Origin of the sequence: Kitasatospora sp. NPDC057518 (genome assembly GCF_042802075.1) — a bacterium.
Classification (GTDB): Bacteria; Actinomycetota; Actinomycetes; order Streptomycetales; family Streptomycetaceae; genus Kitasatospora.
Genome location: NZ_JBHVEU010000293.1, coordinates 1 through 11292, shown reverse-complemented (window position 1 = coordinate 11292; position 11292 = coordinate 1). Strand labels below are relative to the sequence as shown.

9 protein-coding genes are annotated in these 11292 nt (G+C 73.0%); 6 read left to right on the top strand and 3 right to left on the bottom strand.

Annotated elements, in window-relative coordinates; genetic code table 11:
• The first annotated feature begins 490 nt into the window (after nucleotides 1–490).
• Both ACFU7Z_RS26485 and ptsP read left to right on the top strand, forming a co-directional pair.
• Entirely contained in the window at nucleotides 491–940 is a 450-nt protein-coding gene (locus ACFU7Z_RS26485; protein WP_049657699.1) for a PTS glucose transporter subunit IIA, read from the top strand.
• 97 nt (nucleotides 941–1037) lie between these two features.
• Complete coding sequence (gene ptsP / locus ACFU7Z_RS26480) at nucleotides 1038–2708, top strand: phosphoenolpyruvate--protein phosphotransferase (protein ID WP_049657698.1); 1671 nt, start codon at nucleotides 1038–1040, stop codon at nucleotides 2706–2708.
• Between the two features lie 92 nt (nucleotides 2709–2800).
• On the opposite strand, the gene ACFU7Z_RS26475 is transcribed toward ptsP, so the two are convergent.
• The 3 genes from ACFU7Z_RS26475 to ACFU7Z_RS26465 form a co-directional block, all read right to left on the bottom strand.
• Nucleotides 2801–4819: an acetoacetate--CoA ligase gene (locus tag ACFU7Z_RS26475; RefSeq protein WP_074006346.1), complete on the bottom strand. Its 2019-nt coding sequence runs from the start codon at nucleotides 4817–4819 to the stop codon at nucleotides 2801–2803.
• 118 nt (nucleotides 4820–4937) lie between these two features.
• Nucleotides 4938–5504 (bottom strand): NUDIX domain-containing protein, encoded by a 567-nt coding sequence (locus ACFU7Z_RS26470; RefSeq protein ID WP_380780089.1) that lies wholly within the window; start codon nucleotides 5502–5504, stop codon nucleotides 4938–4940.
• A 51-nt stretch (nucleotides 5505–5555) separates the two neighbouring features.
• The gene (locus tag ACFU7Z_RS26465; RefSeq protein WP_380744535.1) at nucleotides 5556–6488 is read right to left on the bottom strand and encodes an NUDIX domain-containing protein; all 933 of its coding nucleotides are present in this window, start codon (nucleotides 6486–6488) and stop codon (nucleotides 5556–5558) included.
• A gap of 215 nt (nucleotides 6489–6703) precedes the next feature.
• Between ACFU7Z_RS26465 and mmuM the strand changes: the two genes are divergently transcribed.
• The 4 genes from mmuM to glpK all read left to right on the top strand — a co-directional run bounded on the left by mmuM (nucleotide 6704) and on the right by glpK (nucleotide 11270).
• Nucleotides 6704–7648 (top strand): homocysteine S-methyltransferase, encoded by a 945-nt coding sequence (gene mmuM, locus ACFU7Z_RS26460; RefSeq protein WP_380780087.1) that lies wholly within the window; start codon nucleotides 6704–6706, stop codon nucleotides 7646–7648.
• A 196-nt stretch (nucleotides 7649–7844) separates the two neighbouring features.
• Nucleotides 7845–8609: an IclR family transcriptional regulator gene (locus tag ACFU7Z_RS26455; protein ID WP_049657378.1), complete on the top strand. Its 765-nt coding sequence runs from the start codon at nucleotides 7845–7847 to the stop codon at nucleotides 8607–8609.
• A gap of 323 nt (nucleotides 8610–8932) precedes the next feature.
• The gene (locus ACFU7Z_RS26450) at nucleotides 8933–9652 is read left to right on the top strand and encodes an MIP/aquaporin family protein (RefSeq protein ID WP_234348595.1); all 720 of its coding nucleotides are present in this window, start codon (nucleotides 8933–8935) and stop codon (nucleotides 9650–9652) included.
• 97 nt (nucleotides 9653–9749) lie between these two features.
• Nucleotides 9750–11270, top strand: a complete 1521-nt coding sequence (gene glpK / locus ACFU7Z_RS26445; protein ID WP_049657375.1) for a glycerol kinase GlpK — start codon at nucleotides 9750–9752, stop codon at nucleotides 11268–11270.
• The last annotated feature ends 22 nt before the right edge of the window (nucleotides 11271–11292 follow it).

The window sequence follows — 11292 nt, the reverse complement described above, 5'->3', positions numbered from 1 at the left end:
TTTGGCACGCTGTTGAGTTCTCAAGGAACGGACGCTTCCTTCGGACCGCCTTCCAGCGGACCCTCCGGGCTTCGTTCTTTCGTGTTTCCAGCTTACCAGATGCTTTCCGTTCCGTTTACCGGGGGTTTTTGCATCTGAAATCTGGCGTTAACCGCCGAGTTGCGGCGACTCGCCCAACCATAGCGGGTCGGCAGCCGGAGCGCGAACCGGGGCGCACCCGGGGTCGCTCGGACGGCGGCATGATTTGTTGCTCTCGCGAGCATATACAGCAATGGCCTCGATTCGCCAAGATGCCTGTAGAGTGCGGCGCATCGGCCAGAGGACTAGACCACTAGCGGGCCGGTGAGTCGCCGGCCGGCTAGGTAGGCAAGGGCGGGGTCTTCGCCCGGGAATGTCAGCAGTTGTCCGAAGTTGACATGAATTAGGCTTCAGTTGATCGTCGCGCCGCTCCTCGCGGCCGCTCGCTGTACTGCACTTGGGAGGCACAACCATGACCACTGTGACGTCGCCGCTGACCGGCAAGATCGTGGGGCTCGCGGGCGTGCCCGACCCGGTGTTCTCGGGTGCGATGGTCGGCCCGGGCACCGCGGTCGACCCCGTTCGCGAGCAGACCACGGCGGTCGCTCCGGTGGACGGTGTCGTCGTCTCCATGCACCCGCACGCGTTCGTCGTCGTGGACGCCGAGGGCCACGGTGTGCTGACCCACCTCGGGATCGACACCGTTCAGCTCAACGGCGAGGGCTTCGAACTGCTCGTCAACAAGGGCGACACGGTGACCCGTGGTCAGGCCGTCATCAAGTGGGACCCGGCCGCCGTCGAGGCCGCCGGCAAGTCGCCGATCTCGCCGATCGTGGCGCTGGAGGCCACCGCCGACTCGCTCGGCGACCTGCGGGAGGACGGCGAGGCCAAGGCCGGCGAGCAGCTGTTCAGCTGGAGCTGACCCCTTCCTTCCGACACCCGCCCCGGACGAGATGACGGGGCGGCCCCCACACACAGCGGTTCCCGGCGGGGCCGCTCATCTCAGCGGAGACAGTGACATGGAGAAGACGCTGCGCGGCGTGGGCGTGAGCCACGGGGTCGCGATCGGCCAGGTGCGGCACATGGGGACGGCGGTGCTGGAGCCCCCGGCCACCCAGATCCCGACCGAGGACGCCCCGCGCGAGCAGGCCCGCGCCCAGGCCGCCGTCGAGGCGGTCGCCGCCGACCTCGTCGCGCGCGGCAACCTCGCGGGCGGCGAGGCCCAGGCCGTGCTGGAGGCCCAGGCGCTGATGGCGCAGGACCCGGAGCTGATGGCCGACGTGTCCCGCCGGATCGCCGTCGGCAGCAGCGCCGAGCGCGGCGTCTACGACGCGTTCGCGGCCTACCGGGCGCTGCTCGCCTCCGCCGGGGAGTACCTGGCCGGGCGGGTCGCCGACCTGGACGACGTACGCAACCGGATCGTGGCCCGGCTGCTCGGCGTGCCGATGCCGGGCGTGCCGGACAGCGACGAGCCGTACGTGCTGTTCGCGCGGGACCTGGCGCCGGCCGACACCGCGCTGCTCGACCCGACGCTGGTGCTCGGCTTCGTGACCGAGGAGGGCGGGCCGACCAGCCACAGCGCCATCCTGGCCCGGGCGATGGGCGTGCCGGCCGTGGTGGCGCTGCCCGGCGCGATCGAGGTCGCCGAGGGCACCGTCGTCGCGGTGGACGGCAGCTCCGGCGATGTCCTGCTGGAGCCGTCCCAGGAGAAGCAGGACGAGCTGCGGGCGGCCGCCGCCGCGCGCAAGGCCGCGCTGGCCGCCTCCTCCGGCCCGGGGCAGACCTCGGACGGTCACCGGGTGCCGCTGCTCGCCAACGTGGGCGGCCCGGCCGACGTGCCGGCCGCGCTGGAGAACGGCGCCGAGGGCGTCGGCCTGTTCCGCACCGAGTTCCTGTTCCTGGACGACTCGGCGAAGGCGCCCAGCGCCGAGAAGCAGGTCGAGGCGTACCGCAAGGTGCTGGAGGCCTTCCCCGAGGGCCGGGTCGTGGTCCGGGTGCTGGACGCCGGCGCGGACAAGCCGCTGGACTTCCTGACCCCGGCCGACGAGCCGAACCCGGCGCTGGGCGTGCGCGGTCTGCGCACCCTGCTCGAGCACCCCGAGGTGCTGCGGACCCAGCTCCGGTCGCTGGCCAAGGCAGCCGAGGGCCTGCCGGTGCACCTCGAGGTGATGGCCCCGATGGTGGCCGACCGCAAGGACGCCAAGGACTTCGCGGCCGCGTGCCGGGAGGCCGGGCTGGACGCCAAGTTCGGCGCGATGGTGGAGATCCCGTCGGCCGCGCTGCGCGCCAGGTCGATCCTCCAGGAGGTCGAGTTCCTGTCGCTGGGGACCAACGACCTCGCGCAGTACACCTTCGCGGCCGACCGTCAGGTCGGTGCGCTGGCCCGGCTCCAGGACCCGTGGCAGCCGGCCCTGCTGGACCTGGTCGCCGCGGCGGCCGATGCCGCGCGGGTGAGCGGCAAGAGCTGCGGCGTCTGCGGCGAGGCGGCCGCCGACCCGCTGCTGGCCGTGGTGCTGACCGGTCTGGGCGTCACCAGCCTGTCGATGGGCGCGGCCTCGATCCCCTACGTGCGGACCACGCTCGCCAAGTACACGCTGGCGCAGTGCCGCCGGGCGGCCGAGGCGGCCCGGGCCGCGGACAGCGCCGAGGAGGCGCGGGCCGCCGCGCAGCAGGTGCTCTCCGGCGAGTAGGGCGGGCAGCCGACGTAGCGGCATGAGAAGGGGCGCTCCCACCAGGCCGGTGGGGCGCCCCTTTCGTGTGCCCCGGGGCCGGTCAGGGCCGGTCAGGCCTGGCGGTCGAGGCGGAGCCGCTCGAAGAAGCGCAGGTGCTCGATGCGGTCGACGGAGCCGGGGTTGACGGCCTGCTCCAGCGGGGTGCCGGAGAGGATGCGCTTGACCGGGACCTCGATCCGCTTGCCGGTGAGGGTGTGCGGGAGGCCGTCGACGGCGATGACCTCGTCGGGCACGTGGCGCGGGGAGAGCTCGGTGCGCAGCGAGGTGCGGATGCGGCCGATCAGGTCGTCGTTCAGCTCCGCACCGGGGGCGAGGACGACGAACAGCGGCATCCAGTAGCCGCCGTCGGGCTCCTCCAGGCCGATGACCAGGGACTCGGCGATCTCGGGGAGGCGCTCGACGACCTCGTAGATGTCCGAGGAGCCCATCCGGACGCCCTGGCGGTTGAGGGTGGAGTCGGAGCGGCCGTGGATCACGACGGTGCCCCGGGAGGTGACGGTGATCCAGTCGCCGTGGCGCCAGACGCCGGGGTACATGTCGAAGTAGCTGTCGTGGTAGCGGGTGCCCTCGGGGTCGTTCCAGAAGCCGGTGGGCATCGAGGGGATGGGCTTGGTGACGACGAGTTCGCCGACGGTGTCGGTGTGCGGGTGGCCCTGGACGTCCCAGGACTCGACGGCCGCGCCGAGGCAGGGGGCCTGGATCTCGCCGAGGTGCACCGGGAGGGTGGGGACGCCGCCGACGAAGCAGGAGCAGACGTCGGTGCCGCCGCTGACGGAGGCGAGCCAGACGTCCTCCTTGACCTCCTGGTAGATCCAGCGGAAGCCGTCCGGCGGGAGCGGGGAGCCGGTGGTGCCGATGCAGCGCACCGCGGAGAGGTCGAGGTCGCGGCCGGGGTGGAGCTCGGCCTTGCGGCTGGCGATCACGTAGGCGGCGGAGGTGCCGAGGACGGTGGCGCCGGTGCGGGCGGCCACGGACCAGAGGGCGCCGGTGTCGGGGTGGCCCGGGCTGCCGTCGTAGGTGACGATCGTGGACCCGACGAGGAGGCCGGCCAGCAGGAAGTTCCACATCATCCAGCCGGTGGAGGTGTACCAGAGGAAGCGGTCCCGGGGGCCGAGGTCGAGGTGGAGGCCGGCCTGCTTGAGGTGTTCGAGCAGGATGCCGCCCTGGCTCTGGACGATGGCCTTGGGCAGGCCGGTGGTGCCGGAGGAGTAGAGGACCCAGAGCGGGTGGTCGAAGGGGACGGGCTCGAAGACCGGCTCCACGTCGTCGGCGACCAGGTCGTCCCAGTGCAGGGCGCCCTCGGGGGCGGGGGCGCCGAGCAGCGGGACGTGCACGACGGTGTGCAGGCTGGGGAGTTCGCGGCGCAGCTCGGCGACGACCTCGGTGCGGTCGTGGTCCTTGCCGCCGTAGTGGTAGCCGTCGATGGCGAAGAGGACGGCGGGCTCGATCTGCTGGAGGCGGTCGAGGACGCTGCGGGCGCCGAAGTCGGGGGCGCAGCTGGTCCAGACCGCGCCGACGGCGGCGGTGGCGAGCAGGGCGACGGCGGCCTGCGGGACGTTGGGCAGGTAGGCGCTGACCCGGTCGCCGGGGCCGATGCCGCGGGCGCGCAGGGCGGCGGCGAGCGAGCCGACCTGGCGGCGGAGCTCGGACCAGGTGAGGACGGCCGGCTGCTCGGTGGTCTCGTCGAGGTGGAGGATCGCGGGGCGGTCGGCGTTGGCCGGGTCGTCGGCGGCGCGCAGGGCGTGCTCGGCGTAGTTGAGGCGGGCGCCGGGGAACCAGCGGGCGCCGGGCATGGCGGCGTCGGCGAGGACGGCTTCGGGGGCCCGGGTGAAGCGGACGTCGAACCACTGGGTGATCGCGGTCCAGAACCGGTCGAGGTCCTCGGTGGACCAGGCGTGCAGGTCCGCGTAGCGCTCGGCGGCCTGCTGGTCATCTGCGGCCGGGGCGAGCGGGGCGGCCGGGGCGCCGTGGTGTTCGGCGGCCCAGGCCTGGAAGGCCACCAGGGTGGTGGCGGCGGCGCGAGCGGGGTTGGGGCGCCAGAGCGGCTGGTCCTGCGGTGGGGTGCTCACGGTGGTGGTCTCCCGGCCGGTGGTGGGGACGGGAGCGCTCGTGGCAGACCCGTCCGGTTGGGCTGTCGGTGCAGACCATGCCATGTGATCGCCCGCCGCGCCAGGGTCGGCCGGTGGGTCAGCGGGGGGTGAACTCGCCGCTGAACCAGCGGCGCAGGACGCCGTTGTGGAAGTCCCAGACGAGCGGGGTTTCGGCGGTGGCGAGCAGCCAGCCGTCGGTCTCGTCGGTGGGGCGCGAGGGCGGGAGGTCGGCGAGCGGGCGGGCCGGGAGCAGTCCGCAGAGCATCACGAAGCGGCCGTCGGGGTCGGAGGCGGTGTGGATCAGGGTGACCTCCGCCGGGTCGGCGGTGATGCCGGTCTCCTCGTGCAGCTCGCGCACGCAGGCCTGCTGCCAGCTCTCGCCGTAGTCCATGTAGCCGCCGGGGAAGGCGAGTTCGCCGTAGCCGGGCTCGATGGTGCGGCGGATGACGACCAGGGCCGGGTCGGCGTCGGGGCGGGTGACGGGGAGGACGGTGATCGCGACGGGCAGCGGGTTGCGGTAGCTGATCTCGGCGCAGCCGGGGCAGGTACGCGGCCAGGCGCGGGTGTCGGCCGGGTAGGGCGTACCGCAGAAGTGGCAGTGCGAGAAGGGCCGGTGGGCGGTCTGCTGGGCCTCGTCGGTGGGCGTCGCTTCGTCAGTGGTCATGGCCGGATGGTAGCCCGCTCGGCCGACGGTGCCGCTGGGGGCCGCGGACCCTCAGTGGGAGCCCGCGTCGTCGGCCGTGCTGTCGGCCGCGTCGTCGTCGGCCGTGCCTTCGCGGGCGGGGCGGAGCAGCGCGGGGTGCAGCAGGCGGGCGTCGCCGGCGTGGTAGGTGCGGGCGCGGGGGCCGCCGCGGGCTCCGCCGCGCTCGGTGGTGGTGCCGGTGCTCTCGACGAAGCCGGGCACGGACAGCACCTTGCGGTGGAAGTTGCCGGGGTGGAGCTTCTCGTCCCAGACCGCCTCGTAGACGGCGCGGAGGTCGGGGATGGTGAAGTCGTACGGCAGGAAGGCGGTGGCCAGCGGGCTGTACTCGAGTTTGGCGCGCACCCGGTCGAGGCCGTCGGCGAGGATGCGGGCGTGGTCGAAGGCCAGCGTGAGCGGGCCGGGGCCGGTGCGCCCGTCGACGCCACCCCCGTGGGTGTCGGCGGGCACACCGGCGGTTCGGGACCGGCCGCAGGGCCGGAGGTCCAGGTCGGAGACGGGGTGCCAGGCGGCGGCCGCGGCGTCCGTTCCGGCCTGGGGGTCGGGCAGGTCTGGGGCGAAGGCGAGGTAGGCGACCGAGACGACGTGCATCCGCGGATCCCGCTCGGGGGTGCCGTAGGTGCCGAGCTGCTCCAGGTGGAGGCGGCAGAGCCTGGTCTCGGCTTCGGAGGCGCTCTGCAGGCCCGTCTCCTCGGCGAGTTCGCGGGCGGCTGCCTCGTCCAGGCCCTCCTCGCCTGCGCGCAGGAAGCCGCCGGGCAGCGCCCAGCAGCCCTGGTAGGGCGGGGCGCCGCGTTCGACGAGCAGGACGTGCAGGCCGCCGTGGCGCAAGGTCAGGGCGACCACGTCCACGGTGACGGCGACCGGGGTGTAGGCGCGCGGGTCGTACGCGGCGAGCCACTCCTCCTCGGCCCCGGGCCCGGTGGGGGGCGGCTGGTCGTCCGCTGCCATCGCCGGGCTCCTTTCCGTCGTCGCCGGTGCCACCGGGCCTGCCGTGCCGGTGCTGGATCGTCGTCCGAGGTCTGTTCCGGCCGTTGTGATCAGGCCGTTCTTCTCGGGCTGAGCACAACGTAGCGAGTGCGTTCCCCGGCGGCAAATGGTTTTCCTGCCCGGCGGGGGCCTCCGCCCCTAGGCTGTGACCAGGAACTCTGCCCGAGGAGGCCGCCATGCCCACTGCTCCCCCGCCGGACTTCGCCGCCGCGCTGGCCGCCGGTCCGCTGGTGCTCGACGGAGGGATGTCGAACCAGTTGGCGGCGGCCGGGCACGACCTCTCGGACGGGCTCTGGTCGGCGCGGCTGCTGGCGGACGACCCGCAGGCGGTGGTGGCGGCGCACCGGGCGTACTTCGCGGCGGGCGCCGACGTCGCGATAACCGCGAGCTACCAGGCAAGCTTCGAGGGCTTCGCGCGCCGCGGGGTCGGCCGGGCGCAGGCCGCCCGGCTGCTGGCGAGCAGCGTGGAGCTGGCCCGGGAGGCGGCGCGCCCGGAGCCGGGCGGGCGGCGGCGCTGGGTGGCGGCCTCGGTGGGCCCGTACGGGGCGGTGCTGGCGGACGGCTCGGAGTACCGGGGCCGGTACGGGCTGGGCGTCGCGGAGCTGGCGGACTTCCACCGGCCGCGGCTGGAGGTGCTGGCGGCGGCCCGGCCGGACGTGCTGGCGCTGGAGACGGTGCCGGACGTGGACGAGGCGCGGGCGCTGCTGGGGCTGGTGCGCGGGCTTGGGATGCCGGCCTGGCTGTCGTACAGCATCGAGGGCGACCGGACCAGGGCCGGACAGCCGCTGGCGGAGGCGTTCGCGCTGGCCGCCGACGTGGACGAGGTGGTCGCGGTGGGCGTCAACTGCTGCACGCCGCAGGACGCGGACCGGGCGGTGGCGGTGGCCGCCGAGGTGACCGGAAAGCCGGTGGTGGTCTACCCGAACAGCGGGGAGAGCTGGGACGCCGGCCGTCGGGGCTGGCGCGGCGAGCCGACCTTCCGCTCGGCCCGGGTGGGCGGCTGGCTCGCGGACGGCGCGCGGCTGGTGGGCGGCTGCTGCCGGGTCGGGACGGACGGGATCGCGGCGCTGGCGGCGGAGGTGACGGTGCTGCGGGCGCACTGCGCGGAGGCGGTGGGCTGACCTCGCGGGCGGGGTGAGGACCGGCGCGGGGGCGCGTGTGCACGCCCCGGCCCGGACCTGGGAGCACGGCAGGTGAACACGGGGTCGAGAGCGGGTTACCCGGGGGGAAGGTGCACGGAGTCGGGGCGGCCTGGCAGACTCGTCCCGTCACCACTGTGGTCGACAATGTCGACCGCCTGTCAGCGCGGAGGTTCCCATGCCCGGCCCGATCCAGTCGCTTTCCCGGGCCGCCGCGATCATGCGCCTGCTGGCCGGCGGCGAGCGCCGGCTCGGCCTGTCCGAGGTCTCGACGGCACTGGACCTGGCCAAGGGCACGGCGCACGGCATCCTGCGCACGCTGCAGCAGGAGGGGTTCGTCGAGCAGGACCCGGAGACCGGCAAGTACCAGCTGGGCGCCGAGCTGCTGCGGCTGGGCCAGAGCTACCTGGACGTGCACGAGCTGCGGGCGCGGGCGCTGGTGTGGGCGGACGACCTGGCCCGGGCGGCCGGGGAGACGGTCTACCTGGGCGTGCTGCACCAGCAGGGCGTGCTGATCGTGCACCACGTGTTCCGGCCGGACGACACCCGGCAAGTGCTGGAGGTGGGCTCCATGCAGCCGCTGCACAGCACCGCCCTGGGCAAGGTGCTGGTGTCCTACGACCCGGTCGCGCGCGGCGAGTTGGGCGACGGCCCGTACGAGTCGTACACCGTGCGCACGCTGACCGAGGCGGCCGACGTGGACGCCGAGTGCGCGCTGGTCCGGGAGCGCGGCTGGGCGGACTCGATCGAGGAGACCTGGGAGGGCGTGGCCTCGATCGGCGCGCTGATCCAGGACCGGCGGCGCAACCCGGTGGGCGCGGTCTGCATCAGCGGGGCGGTCGAGCGGGTCTGCGAGGACGGCTTCGTGAAGCCCTCGCTGGTGGCCTCGGTGCGCAGCGCGGCGCGGGCGATCTCCCGCGACCTGGGTGCCGGGCGGTTCTGAGCACATCCACGGGCGGCTCGCGGAGGGCCGTCGATTCGTCACGCTGAGGCGCGGACGGGCGGAGGCCTGTCCGCGCCTCTGGCGTTTTGTCCTGTTTCGGGGCACTCCGCTCGGTAACGTCGACGGACCTGTCGGGGTCAGGGTCACAGCTCCGTAACCCTGCCTTGACGTGGGGGCGACCTGGGGAGGAAGCTTCCGCATGACGGTCGACATTGTCGAACGATGGCCGGAGAGATCACTCCCACAGTGCGCTCACCCGCACAACGATCGACCGGCCGCCTGCCCCCACCCACCCTCCGGGCCATATGGACAAGGGAGTCTTTGTGTCCGCGTTCTCCAACGGCGACGTCTTCGTCGGCGAAACCCTCGGCACCGCCGCCCTGATACTTCTCGGCGGTGGCGTCTGCGCCGCCGTGACCCTCAAGAAGTCGAAGGCCGTCAACGCCGGCTGGCTGGCGATCACCTTCGGCTGGGGATTCGCGGTCCTCATCGCCGCCTACATGTCGGCCCCGAAGTCCGGTGCCCACCTCAACCCGGCCGTCACCATCGCCCTCGCGGTCAAGAGCGGCGAGTGGAGCCAGGTGCCGCTCTACCTCGGCTCCCAGCTGCTCGGCGCGATCATCGGCGCCGTCCTGGTCTGGGCCACCTACCTGGGCCAGTTCAACGCGAACAAGGAGCCCACCCTCGGCATCTTCTCGACCGGCCCCGAGATCCGGAACCCGGTCCAGAACGTGATCACCGAGGTCATCGGCACCTTCGTGCTCTGCTTCGCGATCCTCACCATCGGCACCAACAGCGGCCTCTCCCAGTCCGGCACCGGCACCCTGATGGTCGCCTTCACCGTCGTCGGCATCGGCCTCTCGCTGGGCGGCCCGACCGGCTACGCGATCAACCCGGCCCGTGACCTCGGCCCGCGCATCGCGCACGCCCTGCTGCCGATCCCGAACAAGGGCGGCTCCGACTGGTCGTACGCCTGGATCCCGGTCGTCGGCCCGATCCTGGGCGGACTCGCGGCCGGCGGCCTCTACAACGCCATCTTCTAAAGGACGGGTTCGACCCCGCCGCACACGGGGACTGACCGACCGACGCGTCAGGCCCACCCACCCCGTAACCCCCGAACCCGAGCCGAGGACCCTCCCCATGACCTCCACCGGTAACTACATCGCCGCGATCGACCAGGGCACCACCTCCAGCCGCTGCATCATCTTCGGCGCCGACGGCCGGATCGTCGCCGTCGACCAGCAGGAGCACCGGCAGATCTTCCCCCAGCCCGGCTACGTCGAGCACGACGCCGCCGAGATCTGGACCCGGGTGCAGTCGGTCGTCCGCGGCGCGCTGGAGAAGGCCGGCCTGACCAAGGACGACATCCGCGCGATCGGCATCACCAACCAGCGCGAGACCACCGTCCTGTGGGACAAGAACACCGGCGAGCCCGTGCACAACGCGCTGGTGTGGCAGGACACCCGCACCGAGGGCCTCTGCCGCGAGCTGGGCCGCAACGTCGGCCAGGACCGCTTCCGCCGCGAGACCGGCCTCCCGCTGGCCAGCTACTTCGCCGGCCCGAAGATCCGCTGGCTGCTGGACAACGTCGAGGGCCTGCGCGAGCGCGCCGAGGCCGGCGACATCCTGTTCGGCACCATGGACACCTGGGTGATCTGGAACCTCACCGGCGGTGTCGACGGCGGCAAGCACGTCACGGACGTCACCAACGCCAGCCGCACCATGCTGATGAACCTGCACACCCTGCAGTGGGACGACAAGATCGCCGAGTCGATGGGCGTCCCGATGTCCGTCCTGCCGGAGATCCGCTCCTCCGCCGAGGTGTACGGCGAGGCCGTCGGCGACCTGGCCGGCGTCCCGGTCGCCTCCGCGCTCGGCGACCAGCAGGCCGCGCTGTTCGGCCAGACCTGCTTCGACGAGGGCGAGGCCAAGTCCACCTACGGCACCGGCACCTTCCTCCTGCTGAACACCGGCGAGAAGATCGTCAACTCGTACCACGGCCTGCTGACCACCGTCGGCTACCGGATCGGCGACCAGGCCCCGGTGTACGCCCTGGAAGGCTCGATCGCCGTCACCGGCTCGCTCGTCCAGTGGCTGCGCGACCAGCTCGGCATCATCTCGACCGCCGCCGAGATCGAGACCCTCGCCAACACCGTCGAGGACAACGGCGGCGCCTACTTCGTCCCGGCCTTCTCCGGCCTGTTCGCCCCGTACTGGCGCTCCGACGCCCGCGGTGTGATCGCCGGTCTGACCCGGTACGTCACCAAGGGCCACCTGGCCCGGGCCGTCCTGGAGGCCACCGCCTGGCAGACCCGCGAGGTCGTCGACGCCATGCAGAAGGACTCCGGGGTCGAGCTCACCGCCCTCAAGGTCGACGGCGGCATGACCAGCAACAACCTGCTCATGCAGAACATCGCCGACGTCCTGGACGCCCCGGTCGAGCGGCCCTACGTGGCCGAGACCACCGCCCTCGGCGCCGCCTACGCGGCCGGACTCGCCGTCGGCTTCTGGAACGACCTCGACACCCTGCGGGCCAACTGGCACCGCGCCGCCGAGTGGACCCCGCGCATGGACGAGGCCACCCGGGAGCGTGAGTACAAGAAGTGGCTCAAGGCCGTGGAGCGCACCATGGGCTGGGTGGAGGAAGAAGAGAACAACTGACCGACAGCCGGTCGGGGCCCCG